The organism is Gardnerella sp. KA01001 (assembly GCF_049244025.1).
Taxonomy (GTDB): domain Bacteria; phylum Actinomycetota; class Actinomycetes; order Actinomycetales; family Bifidobacteriaceae; genus Bifidobacterium; species Bifidobacterium swidsinskii.
Genome location: NZ_CP058366.1, coordinates 688334 through 714418 on the forward strand (window position 1 = coordinate 688334; position 26085 = coordinate 714418).

Below are 26085 nucleotides of genomic sequence, written 5' to 3' on the forward strand. Positions count from 1 at the left end.
CGAATATTCGTTCCACTGAAGTAGAGAATATTAAGCATCCCAGAAATTGCAAGCGCTAGAGCGGACTTTTTTATTAATAAGGAAGTCTTTAGTTTTTGGTAAAGTAGAGGTTCTGTGTAAGGTGTGTCATATAGCGGGCATGCTCATGGAACCGAAGAAGGCGCCCGCGCATCGCAACTTGCTTATTTGGCAGTTTCGTTTGCCGCGATTTTCTTTAGTTTTTCAAAGATTAAATAGTTAACTAGCGAGTGATAAAGGAACGTCCATTGGCTGCTGAACAAGCTATGACGAGCACCACGAAAGTCATCGCACGTGCTGACGAACATGATATTAAGTTGCATAAAGCGTCAGATCGTGTGAATTTTGGCTCCATTTGTGAGCCTATTGATGTGCCATACCTCCTCGGCGTGCAAACCGACAGCTTTGATTGGTTGATCGGTTCTGAACGCTGGAAGAAGCGCGTTGCAGAAGATGAAGCAAACGGAACTCACACCGTGCCTCATGTTTCTGGTCTCGACGAAGTCTTCCAGGAGATTTCCCCAATTGAGAACTTTGCTGAGACAATGAGTCTCACATTCTCTGATCCATACTTTGAAGAGCCACGCCACACTGTGCTCGAGTGCAAGGAAAAGGATTACACCTATTCTGCTCCACTTTATGTGAATGCTGAGTTTGAAAACGGCGAAACTGGTGAAATTAAGAGCCAAACTGTTTTCATGGGTGATTTTCCACTTCAAACTCCACACGGTACTTTTATTATTGGCGGCACCGAGCGAGTAATTGTTTCGCAGCTTGTGCGCTCTCCAGGCGTGTATTTTGATCGCACGCAGGATCGCACTTCCGACAAGGATGTTTTCGGTGCGAAGATTATTCCAAGCCGTGGTGCATGGCTGGAATTTGAGATCGACAAGCGTGACGTTTTAGGCGTTCGCGTTGACCGCAAGCGTAAGCAGTCTGCAATCGTATTCCTTATGGCTATTGGCATGACGAAAGACGAAATTGCCGATGCTTTCCAAGGATACCCACTTGTTTTGGATGCGCTCGCAAAAGAGCCTATCGAAACGCAAGACGATGCACTTACCGATTTGTACCGTAAGATTCGCCCTGCAGATACTGCAACTCCAGAAGCTGGTCGCAACCTTCTCGATTCCTTCTACTTCAACACAAAGCGTTACGATTTGGCTCGCGTTGGTCGCTATAAGATCAACCGCAAGCTCGGTATTGAAGCAGATTACAGCGATCGTAGCTTGAACCGCGAAGATATTATCGCAACTATTAAGTACTTGGTAACGTTGCATTCCGGCGAAAAGACCTTCCCAGGTAAGCGCGACGGTCAAGACGTGCAGTTGCGCGTTGACGTTGACGATATCGATCATTTCGGCAACCGTCGTATTCGTCAGGTTGGCGAGCTTGTGCAGAATCAGCTTCGTACCGGCTTAAGCCGCATGGAGCGCGTTGTGCGCGAACGTATGACAACTCAGGATGCAGAGGCAATTACTCCTCAGTCCTTGATTAACATTCGTCCAGTAAACGCAACTATTAAGGAATTCTTCGGAACTTCCCAGCTCAGCCAGTTTATGGATCAAAACAATCCTTTGGCAGGAGTTACGAACAAGCGTCGTCTTTCCGCACTTGGTCCTGGTGGTCTTTCTCGCGATCGCGCTTCTATGGAAGTTCGAGACGTGCACCCATCCCACTTCGGACGTATGTGCCCAATCGAATCCCCAGAAGGTCCAAACATCGGTCTTATCGGTTCTTTGGCAACCTTCGGACGCATCAACCCATTCGGCTTCATCGAAACCCCATACCGCAAGGTTGTGAATGGTCACGTAACTAACGAAGTTGAATACATGACTGCAGACCGCGAAGCCGAGCACGTTATTGCTCAAGCAAACCAGGAACTCGACGAAAACGGCAACTTCGTTGGCACTCAAGCACTTGCTCGCGTGGACGAAGAAGAAGCAGTCGATGTGCCTGTAAGCACTGTAGATTACATGGATGTTTCCCCACGTCAGATGGTTTCCCTTGGTGCTTCCTTGATTCCATTCTTGGAGCACGATGAAGGTCACCGCGCATTGATGGGTACGAACATGCAGCGTCAGGCTGTGCCGCTTATTAAGTCGGAGCGACCACTTGTTGGTACCGGCTCTGAATGGCGTGCAGCAGTTGATTCTGGCGACGTAATCTTAGCTGAAAAGCCGGGCGTAGTAACTTACGTTTCTGCAGATATTATTCGCGTTATGAACGACGATGGAACTCAGTCCAGCTACAAGCTTTCAAAGTTCCAGCGTTCTAACCAGACTACTTGCTACAACCAAGTGCCGCTTATTAAAGATGGCGAGCGTGTTGAAGCTGGTACTGTTTTGGCAGACGGTCCTGCAACCGAAAAGGGCGAACTTGCATTGGGTAAGAATTTGCTCGTTGCATTCATGCCTTGGAACGGTTACAACTACGAGGATGCTGTGATTATTTCCCAGCGTCTTGTGCAAGATGATACGCTTTCTTCTATTCATATTGAAGAGTACGAAATCGACGCTCGTGAAACTAAGCTTGGTTCCGAAGAGATTACTCGCGATCTTCCAAACGTTGGTGAAGATGCGATTGCAAATCTTGACGAGCGCGGCATTATTCGCATCGGTGCTGAAGTTGAAGCCGGCGATATTTTGGTTGGTAAGGTAACTCCTAAGGGCGAAACCGAGCTTACTCCAGAAGAGCGTTTGCTCCGCGCAATCTTCGGCGAAAAGAGCCGCGAAGTGCGCGATACTTCTTTGCGCGTGCCACACGGCGAGACTGGTACTGTGATTGCAGTTAAGGAAATCACTCGTGAAGACGCTGAAGACGACGGTGACGAGCTTCCAAACGGCGTGAACCAAATGATTCGCGTTTACATTGCTCAGCATCGTAAGATTACGCAAGGTGATAAGCTTTCCGGCCGCCACGGCAACAAGGGTGTTATTTCCCGCATTTTGCCAGAAGAAGATATGCCATTCTTGGCTGATGGTACTCCAGTTGACATCATGCTTAACCCGTTGGGCGTGCCTTCTCGAATGAACTTAGGCCAGGTGCTCGAGCTTCACTTGGGTTGGATTGCTCACGCTGGCTGGGATATTAACTTGGATCCAGATTTGGAAGCAGCTTGGAAGAAGTACGTTCCGCAAGGTGCTGAGCATGGCGATCCATGCACTCCAGTTGCAACCCCAGTATTCGACGGCGTGCGCCCAGAAACTTTGAAGGGCTTGCTTTCTACAACACTCGCAAATCGCGATGGTGACAAGCTTGTTGGCTCCGACGGTAAGGCAACCTTATTCGACGGTCGCACTGGCGAGCCATTCCCGAAGCCAATTTCTGTGGGCTACATGTACATTTTGAAGCTGCATCACTTGGTTGATGATAAGATTCACGCACGTTCCACTGGTCCTTACTCCATGATTACCCAGCAGCCGTTGGGTGGTAAGGCTCAGTTCGGCGGTCAGCGCTTCGGCGAAATGGAAGTGTGGGCGCTCGAGGCTTATGGTGCTGCTTACACATTGCACGAAATGATGACTACGAAGTCTGATGACGTCGACGGTCGCGTGCGCGTGTATGGTGCTATCGTCAAGGGCGATAACCTGCCACCAGCTGGCATTCCTGAATCCTTCAAGGTGTTGCTTAAGGAAATGCAGTCGCTTTCCCTTAATGTTGAAGTGTTGAACGCTGAAGGCGTTGCAATCGACATGAAGGATGAAGAGGACGACCCAGTTTCATCTTCCGACAATCTTGGCTTCAATATTGGCGCTCGACCAGATTCGTCCGCCAAGGAAGATCAGATTGCTGTTGAACCTGAATACCAGTGATTCGGTAACGAACACACTTTAAGAAATTAAGAAACATTAGAAAACAATTTCATGAGACAGGACGATAAGAGTGCTGGACGTCAACGCATTTGACAAACTGAGGATTGGACTGGCCACCGCCGAAGATATCCGTAGCTGGAGCCACGGCGAAGTAAAGAAGCCAGAAACCATTAATTACCGTACCCTAAAGCCAGAGAAGGACGGTCTGTTCGGTGAGCAGATTTTCGGTCCAACTCGCGACTGGGAGTGCGCGTGCGGCAAATATAAGCGCGTGCGCTTTAAGGGAATCGTGTGCGAGCGATGCGGCGTAGAAGTTACCCGCAGTCGTGTTCGCCGCGAACGCATGGGTCATATTGAGCTTGCAGCTCCGGTAACGCACATTTGGTTCTTCAAGGGTGTGCCAAGCCGTTTGGGCTACTTGCTCGACATTGCACCTAAGGATCTTGAAAAAGTAATCTACTTCGCAGCCTACATGGTTACGAAAGTCGACGAAGAGCAGCGTCACCAAGATCTTCCAGATTTGCAAGACGAATTCGATACCGAAATCGGCAACCTTCGCAAGCGCCGCGATAACGAAATTGAAGCGCGCGCAAAGAAAGTTGAAGAAGACTTGCACGAGCTGGAAGAATCTGGCGAAAGCAAAGGTGCTGCAAAATCTAAGCTGCGCGCTAGTGCAGAACGCGAAATGTCTGCTATTCGCACTCGTTACGACGAGCAGATTCAGCGTTTGAACGCAGTATTCGACCGCTTCAAGGGCTTGCGTGCCGGAGACATGGAAGGCGACGTTGACTTGTGGCGCGAGATGGAAGATCGCTACGGCGACTACTTCGAAGGCTGCATGGGTGCTGAAGCTATTAAGAAGCGTTTGCAGGACTTCGATTTGAAGTCTGCCGCAGAGGAGCTTCGCGCAGAAATCGACAACGGAACCGGTCAGCGCAAGGCTCGCGCTTTGAAGCGACTGAAGGTTGTAAACGCATTCTTGACTACTGGAAACAAGCCAGAAGCTATGGTTTTGGACGTAATTCCAGTAATCCCACCAGATTTGCGACCAATGGTTCAGCTCGATGGTGGTCGTTTTGCAACTTCCGATTTAAACGATTTGTACCGTCGCGTAATCAACCGTAACAACCGTTTGAAGCGACTTATTGAGCTCGGTGCTCCTGAAATCATGCTTAATAACGAAAAGCGCATGCTTCAGGAAGCAGTCGATTCGCTCTTCGACAACGGTCGCCGCGGACGCCCAGTAACCGGCGCATCCAACCGACCATTAAAGTCGCTTTCCGACATGCTTAAGGGTAAGCAAGGCCGATTCCGTCAGAACTTGCTCGGTAAGCGTGTTGATTACTCCGGCCGTTCCGTAATCGTCGTTGGCCCAAGCCTTCGCATGCATCAGTGCGGTTTGCCAAAGCCAATGGCATTGGAGCTGTTTAAGCCGTTCGTTATTAAGCGTTTGGTAGATCAGGGCTTCGCTCAGAATATGAAGAGCGCAAAGCGTTTGGTAGATCGCGGCGACTCCGAAGTTTGGGGCGTCTTGGAGGAAGTTATTTCCGAGCATCCTGTGCTTCTTAACCGCGCACCTACACTTCACCGCTTGGGTATTCAGGCATTCGAGCCAATTTTGGTTGAAGGTAAAGCAATCCACCTGCCACCACTTGCCTGCGCAGCATTCAACGCAGACTTCGATGGTGACCAGATGGCAGTGCATCTTCCGCTTTCTGCAGAAGCTCAAGCCGAAGCACGCACTTTGATGATGGCTTCCGACAATATCTTGAAGCCAGCAGACGGTCACACCGTTACAATGCCTTCTCAGGATATGATTCTGGGTCTTTACTACTTGTCTACCGTAATTGACGGAGCCAAGGGTCAAGGCCGAATCTTCTCCTCGCTTGCTGAAGCTGAAATGGCTCTCGACAAGCATGAGATTGACATGCAAGCTAAGGTGCTGATTCGAGTTCCTGCAGACTTCGTATTGCCAAAGAATTGGGAGCCTGCTGAGCTTAAGGTTGTTGACCCTGAGCCAGGCAGCCCGGACGTTGTGCGCGAAGAGCGTTTTAAGGACGGAACTGTACTGTTTGCAACTTCTTGCGGACGCATTTTGTTCAACGGAACTTTGCCAGTCGACTATCCGTTCGTAAACGAGCAGGTGCCAAAGGGCGTACTTTCTAAGATTGTCGACGAAATCGCAACCCGCTATTCTACAGCTCAAGTTGCGGCAACACTCGACGCTTTGAAGGATCTCGGCTTTACTCGTGCTCCTTGGTCTGGCGTAACAATGGCATTCTCCGACATTGTGCTTCCTCCAAATCGCGAACAAATCGCGCAAGATTACGAGGATCAGGCTGCAAAAATCAACTCCCAGTACGATATGGGTCTTCTTACCGACGAAGAACGTCGTCAAGAGTTGATCAACTTGTGGACTGAATGCACCGACAAGGTTGCAGACGCAATGCGCGAAAACTTCCACGACGACAACAACGTGAACATCATGGTTCAGTCAGGCGCACGTGGTAACTGGATGCAGATTCGCCAGATTGCTGGTATGCGAGGCCTCGTGGCAAACCCTAAGGGCGAGATTATTCCTCGACCTGTTAAGTCAAACTACCGCGACGGCTTGTCCGTGTTGGAGTACTTCATCTCCCAGCACGGTGCTCGTAAGGGCCTGGCAGATACCGCACTTCGTACGGCAGAATCTGGCTACTTGACTCGTCGTCTTGTGGACGTTTCGCAGGAAGTAATCGTTCGCGAAGAAGATTGTGGCACTAAGCGCGGTCTTATGATGAAGATTGCTGATCGCGACGAAAACGGCAATTTGACGCTTGTTAAGGCTGCTGATGGCGGTCCATACTCGCGCTTGCTTGCTGCAGATGTTCTCGATCCTGCTGACGGCACTACAGTTTTGGCAAAGTGTGGAGATGCGCTTTCTATGGATGTTTTGCGTGATTTGGTTGCGCACGGCGTTGAGGAAGTTAAGGCGCGTTCTGTGCTTACTTGCGAATCCAAGCGTGGCGTTTGCGCAAAGTGCTACGGCTGGTCCTTGGCTACGAGCCGACTTGTGGATGTTGGTGAGGCTGTTGGTATTGTGGCAGCACAGTCCATTGGTGAGCCTGGTACGCAGCTTACGCTTCGTTCCTTCCACTCTGGTGGCGTCGCTTCGGCTTCTGATATTACTCAGGGTCTTCCTCGTGTTACGGAGCTTTTCGAGGCTCGTACTCCTAAGGGCGAGGCTCCAATCGCTGAGTTCCCAGGCGTTGTGAAGGTTGAGGATACTGACCATGGCCGTCAGGTGACTTTGACTCCAGACGACACAACCGTTGAGCCAATCGTTTACCCAGTGACGCGTCGTGCGCCAATGCTGGTAAAGGATGGCGAGCATGTTGACGTTGGTACGCAGCTGATTGAAGGTTCTGTGGATCCTAAGAAGATTCTTCGAATCCTTGGTCCGCGTGCGGCTCAGGTGAATATTGTGGAAGAAGTTCACAACGTTTACCGTTCTCAGGGCGTTGATATTCACGATAAGCATATTGAAGTTATTGTGCACCAGATGCTTCGCCGTATTACGGTGATCGATTCTGGCGATACGGATCTTCTTCCAGGTGAGCTTGTGGATCAAGCAAAGTTCCGCGAGGCAAACTTGGCTGCTGTAAAGAACGGTGGCAAGCCTGCTGCTGGTCGACCAGAGCTTATGGGTATTACCAAGGCTTCGTTGGCTACGGATTCTTGGCTTTCTGCAGCATCGTTCCAGGAGACTACGCGCGTGCTTACTGAGGCCGCCTTGAGCCAGAAGGAAGATGACCTTAAGGGCTTGAAGGAGAACGTGATTATCGGTAAGCTCATCCCAGCTGGTACCGGTTTGGCACGTTACCGCAATGCTAGTGTGGAGCCAGATCCTCAGGTGCGCGACTCTATTTATCCGAACTTTGGTTTGGGCGGTGCAGATAGCACGCCTTCGAACTTCGGTGAGAGCGATATGGGCGATGTTGACTTCTCCAACATTGATTTTGGTGACATGAAGCTCGGCGACGACTTTAATCCAGATGACTTCCTTGATGATCAGGGTGGTCAGGGTGATTACGGCGACGAAGCTGAGTGATTGCGCTAATCTGATATAAAAATGGAGCTTCAAGCTTTCGGGCTTGAAGCTCCATTTTGTTACTGGCACAGTATGCTTTCTGCGTTAATAACGTATAATGCCGTTTTTTCGTTCTTCTTGCAGTGTGCGTTCTGCGCGAGTAACGCTCTCTACTGTTTTTTCGTTCTTCTTGCAGTACGTGTTCTGCGCGAGTAACGCACTCGCCTACGAAACTCGCGTTGGAAGTCCACTGGACTTCCAGCTTGAGCGAGTTTCCGCTCCGAGTTGCCTTAGCGCGCTAAATCGCAGCGCTCAGGCAGGTCGTCGCGCTGCGCGAGTAACGCATGAATCGTACTTAAATACCTTCTATCCACAATGCTATAAATTTATTGCGTAGGCATAGTGTCCTCAAATAATCTCAGTAGTATGCCTAAAACTAACAATGAAACAATACGTATGATAAGAGACGCTGAAATAGAGCATAGATGCATCCTACCTATTAATTCAGCTCAAAAACTAATAAATCTACGCACGATGTTGTTTATTTGTTGCTGGCGCAGTTGATTTAAAAAAGTTACGCAGTAAAAGTTACGCAGTACGTGGCGTATTGGGAAAGATATTTAGATAATGTTGGGGCATTATGGCAGAAGAGAAGAAAGAGATTGTGATAATAGATGAAACTACACTTAAAAGTAAGATTTACTATATAAGAAATCAAAAAGTTATGCTTGATTCGGATTTAGCTGAGATTTATGGATATTCTACAAAAAGATTTAACGAACAGGTTAAAAGGAATATTGAAAAATTTGATGACGATTTTATGTTCCAATTAACCGATGAGGAAGTATCTGAACTTTCAAGGTCGCATTTTGCGACCTTGAACAAAGCGCAAGGCAGAGGCAGTAATATTAAATACAAACCTTACGCCTTTACGGAACAGGGCATCTATATGCTTATGACTGTATTAAGGGGAGAACTGGCAGTTAAACAGAGCAAGGCTTTAATACGAATGTTTAAGCAGATGAAAGACTTCATTGTTGAAAATAGAGACTTTCTTAGTCCAAAAGAAATGACGCAACTGTTATTGCAAACAAGTCAAAATACAAATGATATAATGCAGCATTCAAAAGAAATAGCAAATATAAACGATAAAATTAGCACCTTGGCAACAAAAGAAGATTTGAAAAAGGTAATGGATAATTTTATAGATAGTAACACCTACAAGCATTTTCTTTTGCTGAATGGAGATAAGATAGAAGCAGATGTTGCCTATACAAAAATATATAAGTCAGCAAAGAAAAGCATTTATGTTATAGATAACTATATAGGGCTTAAAACTTTGGAACTTTTAAGGGCTGCAAGAGATAACATACAAATCATAGTTTTTAGCGATAATGTAAGAAATAAAGATATGCTTACAAAAAATATTTTAGATGATTTTAGAAAAGATTATCCTAATATAGACCTGAATCTGAAGGTATCCGATAAAAAATACCATGATAGATATATTGCAATAGACTTTGGGACAGAAAATGAGGCCTTTTATCTTTGTGGAGCATCATCAAAGGATGCGGGAAATAAAATATCAAGTATTACCAGGATAGAAGAATCGTCGAAGGATATGTATCATGCAATGTTTGCTGGAATGTTAAACAATAAGAATTTGAAAATTTAATACACAAAGAGCAAAGTAGGAAGTTGTATGAACTTTAAAAGGCGGTAGAAGCGAAAATCTATCGTCTTTTTAATTACTGCAAATTAGAGAGCGCGTGTGTTCTGCGTTAGTGTCTGATTTTGCCTACCTTCGGACACTGGCGCAGTACTGTTTCTGCGTTATGGTCTCTGGTTGCTTGTTTTGACAAGATGTATACAAGCGATTATGCTATATATAACATAAGCAGGGGGTTGTGGAATTGTTTGATGTGATTTTTTACAGTGATAAGGATGGTGATAAGCCAGTACGCGAGTTTATTAAAAGTTTAGATGTCAAGTTGCGCGCGAAGGTGGTTTCTGATTTGCATCGCTTGGAGATGTTGGGAAACGATGCGAGGGAACCGCTTAGTAAGCATGTTGGCAACCATATTTTTGAGCTTCGCACTATTTTAGGTAGCAACATAGTGCGTATTTTATACTTTTTTGATGCGGATAAGATCATTGTTGCCACCAACGGATTCGTTAAAAAGCAGCAGAAAACTCCGCGTAGTGAAATATTGGTCGCTATGCAGAGAAGGGCTGAATATTTTAATAGAAAGATGGGCTTGTGATGGAAAAGCAAGAGTTGCAGGGAACGTGCGTAGTGCGAGGAACGCGAGTAATGCAGAGAAAGCAAGAGTTGCTGCGATCGTGCGCAGTGCAGGAGATGCACGTAGTGCGGGGAACACGAGTAATGCAGAGAAAGCAAGAGTTGCGGCGAATGCGCGCAGTGCAGGGAGCGCGCGCAGTGCAGGAAACGCGAATGAATGATTTGCATGAACTCACGGACGAGCTTATGAAGGATCCCGAGTTCAAGAAAGAGTATGATGCGCTTCAGCCGGAAAGAGACTTGACTATGTCGCTTGTGATGGCGAGAAAAAGGGCTGGTTTGACTCAGGCTGAGCTGTCGGAGAAGACGGGTATAAGTCAGTCGGATATTAGCAGGTTGGAAAATGGTTCGAGGAATCCGACTATTGCGCTTTTGAATCGTATTGCAAATGCTTTGAATGCGACTTGCAGGATTGAGTTTGTGCCGAATGCGCGTTGACGTGTTTTAGCGCTGCGATTTAGCGCTCAACTTGCCTTGTACTTTCCAAACGAACTTGTTGGAAATTCCGACAGGTTGACTTTTCGTTAGGAATATAAAGAAAGCACAATCGTGCGCGCGGTTGTGCGTAAAGCACAACATAATTTCTAAAGCACAGCCACACGAACCTGTCCTGCCTTCGTCAATCGAGACGAAGGTAGACCTCGCTTGCGTTGAAAGCACACCGTGCTTTCAACCCTCAGCAAGCGCTACCGCATTGAGCTTGCTTGAAGCACGCAATGCAGCTTCAAGCAAGGGCAATGCGACACGCCGATGGTTTGGGTTTTGAGAAAAAATAAAAAACGCAAAAAACAAAAAGAGCTGGTTATTTGTCACCCCCAAATCCGTTGTTTTTCAACGATTTTTGTACCGGGGGGGGGGGTAGATGCTCAGAAACATAAACATTTGACTGTGTTATACTACATCTCATTTTTCGTCTAAATATCGATTAATATTATATGTACTCACGGTTGAGCGTTATCGCACAATTTGCGAAGAATAGCTAAATGATGAAAGTTTGCAGTTGTATTTCTGCGTTCGCATCTGTGTGTTTGCACTGATGCTGTCGTCAATGCAATTGTCAGTATGTCATAACGACATAATTGTCAGTATGTCATAACCTTTTGTTTAGCTTGTAACCTGCTGTTGAGCCTAAATAAAGATGTAAGACGATTAGTTTACTTATTGAAGAGAGGAAATATGCGTCTACAGGCTTCAAAGTTAAAACGCGCGGTGGCACTCGTAGCTGCCTCCTGCACGCTCGGTACCTGCTGCATCGCTGGATCCATAGCGTGGGCTGGTGGTGAGTCGGCTTCTAATACTCCTACTCAAGGTGAAAATACCGCGAATATTAAATCTGGTCAGGCTACCTCTATTACCATTTACAAGTATGAAGGTCCTGAGGGTTCTGTTAGGAATAATGGTAAAGAGCAGAAAATTCCAGATGCACAAAAACCAATTTCAGGCGTGAAGTTCAAGATTACTCCAATTGTTGATACTAATGGCAACAAGATTGATTTGTCCAAGACAACTGGTTGGACAGCTATCAAAGATTTAAATGTTGAGAATAAGACTGCTGCTAAGGCTTTGCAAGATGCAGGATTGAAGGCTTCTGAAGCAAAAGCTGACGTTGTAGAACAAGAGACTGGTACAGATGGTTCTACAACATTCAATCTTGGTGCTACGTACGGCTTGTACTTGGTAGAAGAAGACTTGGCTAATAGTGCGCCTAAGAAAGATGGGAAACCTATTAAGGTTACTAAGCAAGTTAACCCATTCCTTGTAACGGTTCCTCTTCCAGATACGCAGACTCATACTTGGATTTACAATTTAAAGATTTATCCAAAAAACGACGTTAGCACCAGCAAGGTAGAGAAGAAAGCTCAGACTGCTCCAAACAAGCCATTCATTGATGGCACTACGACGACTATGGGTTGGGATATTTCCATCCCGCTCACCGCTATTAAAGATGGTGGCAAAACCTATACAAATGTTTCCTTCACTGACCCGATTAACACAGACTTCTTGAACTATAGCAGTGTTAAGAATGTGAAGGTTACTGATAAAGATGGCAACGCCTCTGATACTTTAGAGACGACGGATTATGAAGTTGAAGGATACTCTTCAATTGGTAATAATCCAGATAAGGTAAACTTAGCTAAATCTGAGAACCTCAAGAACGTTAAGTGGATTCGCGTTAAGCTAACTACAACTGGTTTAACTAAGGCTTCTGCCAAAGTTGGCGGTAAACTTACAGCAACAGTTGTAACAACAGTTATTGCTCCTGGAAATATTAAGAACTACATAAACACTGATGTGGATGGAGTTGCAACCGGCGAGGGAGGTAAAACTCCAGGCTGTATTCCAACTAAGCAAAAACCATGTGATGAAGACCCAAATCATCCTCACGAAGGTGGAGATACCACTAATTTCGCTAAGCTCACCATTGATAAGGTTGGATTGAGTGATAACGACAATAAGGACAATGGTAAACCTTTGCAGGGTGCAATCTTTAATGTCTATGAAGCTGCTCCAGGTAAAACTGTAGATGACCTTAAAGGTAAGACAGTTGACGCTGCTGGAAGTGATTTAGTAAAGACCGGCGGACATGTTCGTACAATGACTGCAACTGATGATAAAGGTAAAGCTTCTGACTCCTTCTTCGTTGGTAATGGTGCTAATGTTTCGCACGTTTATTGCGCAGTTGAAACTAAGGCTCCAGATGGATTTGAACTTGCTAACAAGCTTCATTGTGTGAATCTCACTGCTGGTGCTGACAATTCAGCTAACACATTGAAGATTAACAACAAGAAGTCTACTTCTCTCGACAAGATTCTTGGCAACTTGCCTATGACTGGTGCTCGCGGCTTGGTGATTTTGACGGTTTGCGGCATTGTTGGCATCGCTGGCACGCTCTTCTACATTGTGATGAAGCGTCGCAAGGAGCAGGAACAGGAGTAAAACTCAATCGGCTGGCTGAGTGACTTAGTTGGCTGAGTGGCTTGGATGATTGTTCAGCTGATCTGCTCAAACCGGTTGCATAGTTTGGTTTCGAAACAAGCTGTGCAACCGGTTTGAGCGGATTAGTTGCGCAGTCAGGTTGGAGCGCAAACGCAAGAAATTCTCCGGCAAATGTTCCCAAACAACGCAAAAACGACAACAATTGCCGGAAAATTACATGGCGTTTGTGGTCAAAAACAGCAAAAACGACAACAAACGCCGGATATTTTCCGTCAAAGTTCCCGAAGCTTTGCATCATTGCTTTGCAAACGAAGATTCTGAAGCTTTGCGCCAGTGCTTCTGCGAAAAGTGGTTTTGTAGCTTTGTAGTTTTGCTCTGCTGAAGTTGCTTCTGTAGCTTTGCGCCAGTGCTTTGCTAACGGCGATTATTTATCGATTAGCGAACTTTAACATTAATGCTCTGCGGACGTTGAGTATTTATTGCTTAAAGAACACTAGCGTCATTGCTACTGCGCACATCACATCAAACACACTCACCACCAACCCATCCGCAGCTTAATTGTGCGACTCTAGTTGCACTTAGTAAACCACGCAGTTGCGTAACTTTTGCACGAGTCTATGAGTTTTGTGTTGTTGTTTAGTATGTTGAGAGGCTGGAAAAATTGTGTTCAGCAATAAAAGAGGACTGAGGAAGCTACGTTCTTTTAAGAACAAAGCAGACAGTAAAGCCTTTAACAGCCAAAGCGACGAAGGACGGGAGCTTGCGCAAACACAAATTTTCCAGTCTCGTCAAGCCCAAAGAACAAGAACATCAGCCAAAACTCATAGACGATACCAAAGAATATCGAAAATAAACTCGCGCAACAACGCCAAAAACTGGCACTTCTCTAAGTCCTGCATAGTCCCTGCTTTGCTGTTGCTTGCGTCGTTTGCGTCGCTTATTTACCCGCACGCCGCCATGTGGCTAAGCCAATACCACATGTCGGAAGTTGCTGCAGAGTATGCGAAGCTTATTACACACGCGGTTCCTGCTCCGCATGAGCAGCTCCGCCGCGCTCGTGAGTATAACAGTAAGCTTTCGTCGGGTGCTATTTACGAAGCGAATACGAATATTCCAACTTCGCATGGCGAAACGTCGGATGCTAGTCAGGATTATTGGGATCAGTTGAAAGTGAACGACGACGGGTTGATGGCTCGTTTGCGAATCAAAAAAATTGATCTTGATTTGCCTGTGTATCACGGCACAGAGGATGCCACGTTGCTTAAGGGTCTTGGTCATTTGCGTGGAACTTCGCTTCCGGTTGGCGGCAAGGGGACGCGCTCTGTGATTACTGGGCATCGCGGTTTGGCAAGTGCGGAAATGTTCACCAGGCTGGATGAAGTTGGAAAAGGTGATACTTTTACGATTGAGGTTTTCGACGAGATTCTTACCTACAAGGTTGTTGACAAGATCGTTGTAAACCCTGATGAGACGAAGAAGATTGCAGCCGTTCCTGGTAAGGATTTGATGACGCTGATTACTTGTACGCCGCTTGGCATTAACACGCAGCGCATTTTGGTTACTGGTGAACGCGTGGTGCCAACGCCTGCGGCAGACAAAGCACTTCGAGGTAAAAAGCCTGATGTGCCGCGATTCCCGTGGTGGATTGTTGCTTGCTTTGGAAGCTTGTGTATTGTTGGCGGCTACATTTGGTGGGCTGGTTTGCCTGTAAAGAAGAAAAAGAAAACTGAAAAGAGCGATGCTGCTGCGGATGCGTCTGCTGCTACTAGTGACGACATAAGTGCAGAAAGCTCATCGACTAGCACGGTAAGCAGTGCGGATCTTGTGCTCGAGGAAGCTAAGGCGATTAAAAATCGTCCGAAAAAACGGACGAAAGTCAAAAAGTCTAGTTTGCGCAAGAAACGCAAGCGGAGTGGTCACGGCGAAAAGACTTTCGACTGGCTTATAAGCATCCTTGGTTTATGAGCGATTGCTTATAGGCAATAACAAAACTTAATAGAAAAACTTAATAACAAACTTGTGGTGCCGTGGGGGCGACGCAAAGCAGTTTAAAACAATGCAAAACAGGTGGAAACAATGAAGAGTATTTGGACGATTATGCTAAACGTTCTTGTTCGTATAGGTCAATTGACTCAATGCGCAACTCGTGTAGCTAAACGTACGACTCAGAATATGTACCGTGTGGCTAAGTGCGCGGCTGAGCGTTTAGCTAGTCGTGTGTCTAATCGTTTGGATGATCGTATAGCTAATTGCGTGAATAAACGCTCATCTAAACGCGAGTCTGTTTTTGCATATCGTGCGTTCAGTAGCTCTTTTGCCACTGCTCTTAAAACTGTTCTTGTTTGTTCTCTTTCGGTAGCAATGTTGCTACCTATTTGCATTACTGCTGAAACCGCAGTTGCTTTGGATAGTGCTAATAATTCCGCAAATAATTCCACAAAGTCTGATCCAAAGTCTGATTCTAACTCTAATTCTAATAATCCAGACTCTAATCCAGACTTATCTGCATCATCTCAGTCTTCTGCGTTACAGAGTTTCGACAATTCACAAGGATCTGTAGATTCAGGGAATCTACTCTCTCGATCTTTTAATCCTTCTGCAGGCTCTGGCGCAGGCGTGCCGTTTGCTTCTCCGTTTGCTTCTCCGTTTGCTTCTCAATTTGATTCTCCATTTGGTTCTCCGTTCGGATCTCAACCAAAGTCACTTTTTGAGCGCGCTGCAGAAGAAGAAAGAGCAAAAGCGCAAAACCGCGACGCTAAGAATTACTCAGCTCGTGAATCTTACGAAGTGTATCGCCCTGGATGTAACAAGGATTACGCTTTAGGCGCATGCATTACTACTGACGGCGATGGTGCTGGTTTGCGCGCTACGAACGGTCACGATTTGGATGTTAATAGCCTTGGATACAACTTGGAATCTAGCGACCAATTTGCTAGTGCAGCAACGAGACCTCGCGGCCACTACGAAAACGGTTCTGTACCTGAAGATCCTTCTGGCACGGATCATTACGGCGCAACTTACTTCACTCCGTATCCTAAGGGCACTTTTATTATGGGTCGTTTACGCAACATGGCCTTTAACTATAAGGGTTCCGGCGTCGACAGAATTAACTTGCCTATAGATGACACTGCAGATTTCGTGTTTGTAAAGCGCACCCCTAAGCTTTCCGGTGGCGGCTTCGTGTGGGATATTATTTTTAACGCTGGCGGCCGCACTCAAGGCGCTGGTGCTGCTCTTGATTACTTTACGATTCCAAAAGGTCAGATTCTAGACAAGGGTAGCGAAGGCGGAAGGCAGTATATTCAGCGTGTTCTTTACAGTGGCAGGGAAGCTACTGCTTTGTATAAGAAGAATCAAGGCAATAATAATCCTCCTCGCGAAACCTGCTCATTCTCGTGGGATAATCCTAACGGTTTATGCAGCATTAAAACTGACGGTAACGATTTTGATTCTGGAGATGACTTAGTCGCAGCTTGGAATAAGATGCGCGGCACTGACGACAGTAAGAATGGCAATTATTCTAGGATCCTTCCGGATGCTGTAACAACTGAGGATTTGGGTAGTTCTGACGCTATTGGTTGGTGCCGTGATGGTCAAGGTTTGGACTGCATTAGATCCAGTAGCTATGGTGCTTTGGATGAAGGCGATCTTAAAGTTGTTCCTAAAGTTGAAGGAAGCTATAACAGAGGCTATAGTCCTGCTTATGTTGCTCTCGTGCAAAATCTTTATAGATCTATAAAAGATGACACGCAGCGCGTATTTAGTTTTGTGAATAATATTAAGTCTGGCGAGATTGCTTATACGTATAAGATTCACTTCACTACTACAACTTCTACGACTAAAAACAACTCATATTGCTCTTCTAATAACGTGGGTGATGGCACGGGTTGCGAAAACTTTTCATTCTTCTACGCTGCAGGATCTTACTATGGTAAGAGACAGAGCAAAGGTTTTTATGGTGCTACTGACCCGTTTGGTGTTACTAAAGCCAGTAAATATTCCATGACTAATTTTGGTCGTGACGCTAACTTCTACATGTACACTGTAATGCATCAGCAGTGGTATGGTGCGCCGCGAATTATGGATATTCAGGCTCCTAGATACCACTTCCTTAAGGGTACTGGTTTAGGACCGTATAACAGTGACAGTGGTAATTATCTTGAGCACAGGCATATTTCATTCTCTAGTGTGTTGCTTGGAATAGTAAATCAGCCTTTGGGAACTTCATATCTTATGAACGAGAACCAAGATATACGCTTATTGCCTGATTATTATTCCCCGAATAACGGCTATGCTCGAGGCAATCAGTGGTTCCGTAATCCAGGTATGAACGACCATAATACGAAGGATTCAGAGCCTGGTAGGCATAAGCTTGAGCTTAGATATAACGATAGAACGTATCATATGAGTGAAACTCAGGATTTGTGGTATATGGTTATTACGCAAGCAGACGTGTTTAAGCCTTTGCAAACTGAGGAATATGACGAAAATAACAAGACTCCTAAGTATTATTCTTACGATCAGCCGCTTCCTAATCCTCTTATTATTGATAATCGTGATAATAATGCTGGGTTTGTGAATTTTGTTGGCAAGCGTTCTGATTTGTATAGGCAGGTAATGGCTTTCGATCCTAACTTGTTCCCGCCTGTTAATAAAGATGAGTATGGTTCAAGGCATAGGTATGGTTCCATAAAGCAGAAGAAGGGCTCTAAGACAAACGATTATCCGCTTGATGCTAACTATTTGACTAATAATCCGGATGGAGATTCTAATACTCCGCTTAAGAATCTTGCTGTTTATAAAGCTGAGTGGACGAATAAGTGGGGTGATGAGCCTCGCTCGAACACTCTTCAGGATGCTGATTTAAGCGTTGCTGCTAAAGTGCCTATTGTTAGCGTTGTAAATCCTTGCGGTCATTCTAAGATTCTTGACGAATACAAGGATAAAATTAACGGTCAGTCTAGGTCTTCTATTTCATTTAGATCCATAGATAGTGACGATAATTCCGCTGCAAACAACGATCGTGCAGCTATGGGTGAGGATCGTGAAGACAGCATGCCTGAATGCTGGCCTAAAGCGCAAAATGCTACTAAGCGTAATGTTTGGTTTGTAAAAGATGCTCCTAAGACGGGCGATGACGGTAAGGAGTTGAAGCCTGGAGATCCTGTAAAGAAAGACTTGCAAGACAAAGTCTTGGCTAAAATCAAGCGTATTTACAGAACTTGGATGCGCAACAAGTATAGTGCTCAGCTGCAAGATGGCAAGAATCCTAAAGTTTTGCCAAATTACGTGTTTGTAAAGTACGTAAAGATTACGTTCTGGGATAACTCGACTACTGTTATACCTGTTGTATTCCCGTATGTTGATTACGAGAAGCCAACGTTGGATGTAAAAGTGAGCGTGAATAATGGAAATCCTGTTGATGCTCCAGCTGATGGTTTGAAGATTCCTGTTAATAGCAAAATTAAGTTCTGGGTTAAAGGTCATGACGATAAGAGGATTTTGCTTGGCGTAAAGCCGCAGGAAGCTACCGACTACTTTACTAACGATAAAAATAAGAGATTCTTTGATAGTAAAAAAGTTGTTGTGCGCAATGATTTCGATATGATTACCACTCCGCGTGACAAAAAGAATGATTGCGATACTCGCGGTTGCGGCGATTTTACTACAATAAGCTACGATCAATTCATTCATAAAAATGGTGAATTTGATAGTAAGACGGATCAAGTTGGCTGGGTTACTAACAGCAAAAATTCTAAAGATGATGGTTCTCCTACAGTATTAGTGGGCGATCAGAATAGAAATCACGGTGTGCATGATTTGATATTCCATGGTTGGGATGCTGCAGGTAATTCCGTAATAAAGAAAATTAAGCTGATTATTGTATCTCCTGGTTATGGTTTGCCAAACGTTTGGTGGGATAAGAAGCCGAATGGACATTATGTTGGGCGAGTGAATCCTTGGGATGAAGATAAGCGCGTGCGCTCGATTATGGTTAGGATTTGGGCGCGCGGTAAGGAAAAGCCTAGGAAGGATCATAACTACGATAAGCTGTGTCCAAATGATGGCAGTTGCTACGGCATTGTTATTCAGCGAGACGGTAATAAGAAGACTGATCTTTGGCATCAGGTTAATACTTTTAATCACAATAATGATGCTGCAAGCCCGGATGGGTCTAGAGCTGCTGAGGATAGAGCTGCTTTAGAGGACAGAGATGCAGTTGATGACAAGGCAGCTGACGGCAAGTCGGCTGACGGCAAGTCGGCTGACGGTAAGGCGAAAGTTGACAATAAAGCTAAAGCTGATAGCGAAAAAACTGATAATGCCAAACCAAGGGAGAACTCTACCCAAAATCAGCAGGATGAGCAGGATGAGCAAGCTAATAAGCCTCAAACTAGCAACAAGCCTGCTTCTTTGAAGATTTCTAAAGCGACTAAGAAGGATACTAAGAAGAGTTCTAAGAATAAGACAGCTAAGAATAGTTCTAAGAAGAATTCTAAGAAGCGCAATGCTCCTGGAAAGCGCAGTAAAGTAAGATTTGCTGTGCTAAACGAAGGTGATTCTTCTAAAAATGCGAATACTCAGAAATCTGAAGTACAAAAACCTGAAGTAAGTGATGGTAACAAGCAGAGTGATTCTGCTAATACTGCAGAAAACGGTAGCGCAAGCAAAGATAATAAAGGCAGTAACGATAGCAAGGACTCTAAGAACGTCAAGGATTCTGAAGATGCTAAGTCAGAAGAATCTAAGGGTCAGGATCGAGATGCTGAAGGAGAAGATCGTTCTGCTAAAAAAACTGCGAAAAGTAACGATGATTGGCGTAAAGAATTTAGTAAGCGCATTCTTACAGCAAAGCTTGGAGATCATATCAAGGGTTGCACTGCTAACGGCGGCGATAAATGCGAAATTACTTTTGATCCTGTAACTGGAAATATTACGATTCCGGAATACTTTGCAGAAATTGGTTCCAGAATTTACGTAGACACTTACTCTGTGCCGGAAAATAATCCAGATTGGCGTCAAGATAAACTTTGGAAGCTTATGGAGCCAGGCAATCTTCAGGATTACGAAGAATCTGACCCGCTTCCGCTCGATATTGCGTGGCCAAACGGCTTAGTGCAAGTGAACCCGTTTGAGCTTAATAATAACGAAATCGTGGCAATGCTTTCTTGGATGAGACACGATAAGCGTAACGAGCGAATTTTCGGTTACCGCAAGGAAGAAATTGGCGTTAAAGGGCAAAAGAAGTACGATACTTACGACCAGTACGACAGTGGCTTTAAGCCGAAAACTACTCAAGCAAAGTATGCTTATGGTGACGATAAGCCTCAATATTCATGCGAATCGAAGACGGATTATCAGTGGAAGCTGTGCTTAGATGGCGTTACTGGTATTGGCAAGCTAGATGAGAAACATAAACTTAACGAAATGCTGTACGCTATAAAGACTCTTTCTTTCCAAAAGTTGGAAGCTGATGACGAGACTACGCTTAACCCGATTGAGCATAAGGTGACGCGCTTCGTTGATATGCGCAAGGACTATACGTGGGGATTAGTAGACAACAACAAGAAAAGTGTTGACGGGCGAAACGATCCTGGATTTGACGGGCTGCAAAACGGCTTGCATGGAAATCAGAAGTTTGGCACGCAATACTTTGTGTACAAGTGGAACATAAACTCATACCGTAAGGGCGGCAATGGTAAGGCGTTAAACCTTCAGGATGTGCTAAAGCTTGTAAAAGGTACGCCGAACATAAATACGCAAGAGGAAAGTAAGCCGCAGCCTTCGCTAACTCCTATGAGTGCGGCGGATAATAAGCAATTTGATGCATGGAATGGTTCGTACCCTATGGCTGTTGCTGGTGGATTAGGTTACGCTGTGCGTGACAATACATGCGCTGCGTCTATTGCTGCTCATAACGGTGTTGCGCAAGAAGGTAAGTGTCAGTGGCGAAATAAGCTTAATTTAGTGAAGTACACGCCTAAAGAATTTATTATGGATTCTTCTTCATTCTCTTACAATGCTTCTGTAAATATGAAAAACGGAAGTGAAGTACATATTACAGATAAGCTTATTGAAAATAAGGGTAGTCAGCATGCTGGCGAAGATAAGTATGTTAGTGAATATGCTATTCACAAGGACTTCCTTATGCCTGGCGGTGAAGATTTGAACGGTCAAGCAGACGGCGAAAATATTGGCGACATTATAACTAAGAATATTGATGTTGACACTATGAACGACTACGACGCGTACGGTGAAGGTACTTCGAAGCCTGAGGGATACGCAAATAACAGGCCATTCATGCATGCGCAACTTTATGTGAATAATGGTCAGGTTACGAACGATCTTCTGCTTCGTGAGCCTAGTAAGACGCCAGATAACACAACGAACGTGATAAACGTGTGGTTTATGCCGGTTGATAATGAGAAGCCGACGATTAGTGCGAAGAGTTATCAGGAGTGGGACGGTAAGCCATGGGATATTCACGGAAAATGCATGATTAACGGCGATGTGAATAACTGCAATACAGTTGATGATGATGTTATTACTCTTGATAAGAAAATTTATGCAGGTAATAAAGCTTGGTATGAAGCTGATAATGCAACGATTAATTTACCTGCAGCATTAAAACTAGACGATGATTTCAATGCTTACGAATCTGGCAAATGCACAAGAGAGTGGAAACATGGCGGTATATTTAATAAGCAATACGTCACTTTGTGCCCGAATAGTATAAACAGTAAAGTGCTGGTTAATAATCTGAATGTGTATATTCAAGCGAATAATATTCAGGATTCTAGTGGTAAAACTTCTAGTCCGATGGTGAAGTTTGTTAGTAACAGCGTTACAAATAAACATTTGCTTAGAAGGTTTGTTGAAAAATACAGAAGCACAGATTTAGAAAATCCAAGTGTAAATAAGCAAACTGTATTTACAATGTATGCTGAAACTACGGATAGTGCTGGAAAGCAAAGTGCAAAAACTGTTGTTGGATGCTTTAAGGCTACGTGGACAGACATGGTGAAACCATCTGTTGTTGCGTACGATGGTAGAAGCAATGAATTTGCAAAGTATGATGACTGGCTCAGCAAAGATGGTTCTTCACAAAACCGCGATTATAAAGTTGTCGTGAAATCAGGCTATGGAGCTAAAAGAATGGTAGTTTACTATCACCCTGCTTCAGAGCTTGAAAAGCCTGTTACTAGTAATGGTCTTTTTGGCTCTGCTGCAAACTCAAATGAGACTAACTTGGAAACCAGCATTGGTAAAACAATTTCCGTGTGCTGGGATAAATCGTGGAGTGTATGCGCTGGTACTTCCAAGCCGAATGAAGTAACGCTTAATCAAGATGATAAGGGTAATGCTGTTATAACATTCCCTAGTGGTTACCTAGCTCCAGGAAGCGTGGTTCGAGCACGCAGCCGTCTTGAAGTTGGCCCATGGACGTATATGCCTGGTGTTAGAAGCCCTGAAGATCTTTCCGATGATTCGCCTAATAGGGACGGAAATAAGACTGCAAGAAGCGGCGGAAGTAATCGAAGCGGCGGAAATAGCAGAAACAGCGGAAATACGCGTGCTGCAAAAGGTAAAAATGCAAAAGGTCGCGCTGCAAAAGATAAAAACTCCTACAAAGACGACGCTAGTTCAGAAGATACTCTTGACGTGCTGCCAATGGCTTACGCAAAAGAAAAGCCTAGCGAAGTATGCCGTCCGGATTACTGGAGCGCAGACAACTGGTCTGGTTTGAAGAAGCCGTCCGACTGCGTGTACTTCGGTGTTACTATGAAGCGTCAAATAGTGCAAATACACCCAATGCTGCTAAGCGGTCACGAGGAGCGCGCAATACGAATGGATTTGCGCAGCGAAAACAACTTTGCGGGCGAACCAAAGAAGGGAATTTGGCTTCAAAACGATAGCGAAATCGTTACGAATGAGGATCCAAGGCTAGATCCTGGTAGAACTATGGTGACTTTTAGGAAGTATGACTATAGTGCTATGGACGATGACCATAAGCCTTTGAATCCGCCTAATTATGGTGACCGCAAAGTAGGAAATATACAAGACGTGGCTGTTATGACTCGAGGCTGGAGAAGCCGCGTGCTTGTGCCAAATCCGCGAGAAAATAAGATTACGCGATTTGTGCGATTGCGCGCGCCTGAAAACGTAGATAGTGAGCATGGTGGCGATAGTAAGGGTGCTGCAGACTACTTAGCTGATGCGCCTACCAGCTTCGAAGAAACTAAAGATAATAGTAAGGCTCTGCGCGTAGCTGGGCGTTCGTATGATCCAGGATTCGTTCTTTCGAAAGATAAGAAGTCTCTTCTGTATCTGTATAATGCTTCAACTAAGCGCAACTTTACGCTTAATGATTTGCAATATGCGTTGAAGCTTAAGCGTAACAGTACTTTGCACCCAGCAAACGAGTGTGGAAACTATGTTGATGGAAGTCAATGGGCGTTTGCTGATTGTCAGCCATCCTTGCTGCCAGAAGTAAGAGGTAGCGATAAGGTTGATGGTGAGAAAGGTCGAAACGGCTTCAGCTTTGATTGGAATACGCACTTCTATACGTATAATCCGTCTGAAGACCATAGGTCTGGTGCTGCTTCTGCTGCTAACGGCGCTGATAACGACAATGGTGGTACTACTGAAGAAACTTGGTATGTAAACGTCATAGATATGATTTCAAAGGGTGGTACCGGCGGTGGATATTCTATTCCTAATAGCTCTGGCGTAACGTCTGAAAGTAGTAATACTGGTCTTTCGCTTACCGACTTCGCTAATATTGGCGCATGGGGTAGGTCTGGCAGTATTGGATCTGACTTAATTGGTCATAAGGTTCTTAAGAATCCAGATAATGGTTTGTCGGTTATTATGACATATGGCGATAGCTGGGTTGGAGATACTCATAAAACGCGAGGCAAAGAAGGCGGCTGGAATAACGATGCCAACTACGAATTCGTAATGCCTGTGTACCTGGTGCCTGTTGATAACGTTAAGCCAACTTTTGCTGCAACTGCAGGATCGCTTCTCAGTGGTCACGCGGATGCTAATAATCCTTACGTTGTAACGATGGAGGAGAAGGACTACGCTAAGCTCACGGTTAAGGGTAATCCTGTAGAATACAAGGACGGAAAAGTTTCGAAGTCTCAAAGCAAGGAGAGTGGAAAGACTCTGTTTGCGGATGTCCACGACGATTACGACAGTTTCGGTGATCTCAGCAACTTTAGCCTGGTTGCATGCAAAGTCAAGAAGGCTGGCGGCGCAACTGATTTTGACAGCTGTAAGTCAATAATGGGCAAAGATGGCTCCGTGGATACTGCGGCGTTCAAGAAGTTAAAGACTGACGGTGACGGAGTTGAGTACGCTTTGTACGGACGTGCAAAAGATAAGTCCAGCAATGAAAGCGACGGCTTTGGTGATAACGGTAACAGAGGCCACTTAGTTGGATACTTCAGCTTTGGTTACTTGGTTCGTCCGGTTGCTCTGCCTTACAGCGGCGGTCAAGCTGCAATATGGTTCAGCTTCATATTTGGCGTGCTGTTGGCGTTGTTCTTGGCATCCGGCGCGTTCGGTAGGCGCGGATGGCTTGGGTCGGTTCTTAGTGGTCACGGATTCGGCGCACTCACTGACAGCAAGCATTGCGACGCTTCTGCAGAAGTGCTTCGAAGCGGCAAGCCGTTCTTCAAACTCAAGTCAAAGTTCAAGTGGCCTAGGCTGTGATGAATAAGCGAGCACTACTTGAGTGGTATGTAAGTCCCCCTTTTGCGCTCGCTGACCATTTTTCGGACACTCGCGCAGTACGTTTTCTGCGTGCGCGACGATCTGCCTGAGCGCTTAAAGCGTAGCGCGCGAAGGCAACTCGGAGCGGAAACTCGCTTAGGTTGGAAGCACAGTGTGCTTACAACGCGAGTTTAGCAAGCGAGCGCACTAGCGCGAGCGTTGCAGCATGCGTAAGTCCAAACTTGCCGGCGACGCAATATAATAAAAGTATGACGCTAGTATCAAGCAAACAGCATGACTTGCAGCATGCGCAATCGTCCGCGCAATCGCCTATACAGCTTTCGCAATCGCCTATGCAGCAATCAGACCCAATCATTCCGCGCGTGCTAAGCATAGCTGGCACAGACCCAACAGGTGGAGCCGGAATACAGGCAGATCTCAAGTCAATTATGGCGGCAGGCGGTTATGGCATGTGCATACCAACTAATTTGGTTGCGCAAAACACGTGCGAAGTGCGCGAAGTATTCACGCCGCCAGTAAGCTTTTTCCGCACTCAACTTTCATGCGTGTACGACGACGTTACAGTTGACGCACTAAAAATCGGCATGCTTGGATGCACAGAATATATTGAAGCATTGCGAGACTGGATGTGCGATAACCCGGTTCCTGTAAGTGTTCTAGACCCGGTGATGATATCAACTTCCGGGAAGCGCTTGCTTGAGGCGAGTGCTGAAAATGCGATGCGAAACTTTATAAGCTGCGTTGATGTAGTGACGCCAAACGTGCCGGAATTGGCGGCTTTGTGCGAATCGCGCGTTGCGGAAAACTTTGAGGAAGCTTGCAACCAGGCGCGCAAGTTGGCTGCAAAAAACAGTGTTGTTGTAATCGTAAAAGGTGGGCACTTAACTAGCGAAGACGTTGGAAATACTGCGGTTTTCCCGGATGGTGACGCGCGGCACGTACCAAGCGAACGAGTTGAAACAAGCACAACTCACGGAACTGGTTGCTCGCTTTCTTCTGCGCTTGCTACGAAAATTGGGCTTGCTTTGCGCGAGGAAAAGAATTTGAGCGATCACGATACTGTACTTTGCGCACTTGAATGGTCAACGGCGTGGCTTCGAGAGGCGATTGCGGCTGGAAGTGAATTACATGTTGGGCGCGGCGGCGAGCGCGGTCATGGACCTGTAAACCACTCCGTACGAATCTTGCGGCAAACTGCGTGA

General features: G+C 45.6%; 11 protein-coding genes. 10 read left to right on the forward strand and 1 reads right to left on the reverse strand.

The window, feature by feature from the left end; genetic code table 11:
• The first annotated feature begins 284 nt into the window (after window positions 1-284).
• From rpoB to HXT59_RS02930, 5 genes are all read left to right on the forward strand, one after another.
• On the forward strand, window positions 285-3833 hold the full coding sequence (gene rpoB / locus HXT59_RS02910) for a DNA-directed RNA polymerase subunit beta (protein ID WP_174182717.1): 3549 nt from the start codon (window positions 285-287) through the stop codon (window positions 3831-3833).
• 70 nt (window positions 3834-3903) lie between these two features.
• Window positions 3904-7923, forward strand: coding sequence for a DNA-directed RNA polymerase subunit beta' (locus HXT59_RS02915; protein ID WP_174182518.1), 4020 nt, complete (start codon window positions 3904-3906; stop codon window positions 7921-7923).
• Window positions 7924-8542: 619 nt separating this feature from the next.
• On the forward strand, window positions 8543-9577 hold the full coding sequence (locus HXT59_RS02920; RefSeq protein ID WP_421784064.1) for an ORF6N domain-containing protein: 1035 nt from the start codon (window positions 8543-8545) through the stop codon (window positions 9575-9577).
• 232 nt (window positions 9578-9809) lie between these two features.
• A complete protein-coding gene (locus HXT59_RS02925) occupies window positions 9810-10166 on the forward strand; it encodes a type II toxin-antitoxin system RelE/ParE family toxin (protein ID WP_004109288.1) in 357 nt (118 codons plus the stop codon).
• Between the two features lie 176 nt (window positions 10167-10342).
• Window positions 10343-10642, forward strand: coding sequence for a helix-turn-helix domain-containing protein (locus tag HXT59_RS02930; RefSeq protein WP_240318917.1), 300 nt, complete (start codon window positions 10343-10345; stop codon window positions 10640-10642).
• A 231-nt stretch (window positions 10643-10873) separates the two neighbouring features.
• Here the strand turns inward: HXT59_RS02930 and HXT59_RS02935 are convergent, their stop codons facing one another.
• Window positions 10874-11017 carry a hypothetical protein gene (locus tag HXT59_RS02935; RefSeq protein ID WP_158245251.1) on the reverse strand — a complete coding sequence of 48 codons (144 nt, stop codon included), beginning with the start codon at window positions 11015-11017 and terminating at the stop codon, window positions 10874-10876.
• Between the two features lie 363 nt (window positions 11018-11380).
• On the opposite strand from HXT59_RS02935, the gene HXT59_RS02940 reads away from it, so the two are divergent.
• The 5 genes from HXT59_RS02940 to thiD all read left to right on the forward strand — a co-directional run bounded on the left by HXT59_RS02940 (window position 11381) and on the right by thiD (window position 26085).
• Complete coding sequence (locus HXT59_RS02940; protein ID WP_421784066.1) at window positions 11381-13141, forward strand: SpaH/EbpB family LPXTG-anchored major pilin; 1761 nt, start codon at window positions 11381-11383, stop codon at window positions 13139-13141.
• Between the two features lie 139 nt (window positions 13142-13280).
• On the forward strand, window positions 13281-13523 hold the full coding sequence (locus tag HXT59_RS02945; protein WP_421784068.1) for a hypothetical protein: 243 nt from the start codon (window positions 13281-13283) through the stop codon (window positions 13521-13523).
• 458 nt (window positions 13524-13981) lie between these two features.
• The gene (locus tag HXT59_RS02950; RefSeq protein ID WP_421784333.1) at window positions 13982-15106 is read left to right on the forward strand and encodes a class C sortase; all 1125 of its coding nucleotides are present in this window, start codon (window positions 13982-13984) and stop codon (window positions 15104-15106) included.
• Window positions 15107-15217: 111 nt separating this feature from the next.
• Complete coding sequence (locus tag HXT59_RS02955; RefSeq protein WP_421784070.1) at window positions 15218-24862, forward strand: hypothetical protein; 9645 nt, start codon at window positions 15218-15220, stop codon at window positions 24860-24862.
• A gap of 269 nt (window positions 24863-25131) precedes the next feature.
• A complete protein-coding gene (gene thiD, locus HXT59_RS02960; RefSeq protein WP_421784072.1) occupies window positions 25132-26085 on the forward strand; it encodes a bifunctional hydroxymethylpyrimidine kinase/phosphomethylpyrimidine kinase in 954 nt (317 codons plus the stop codon).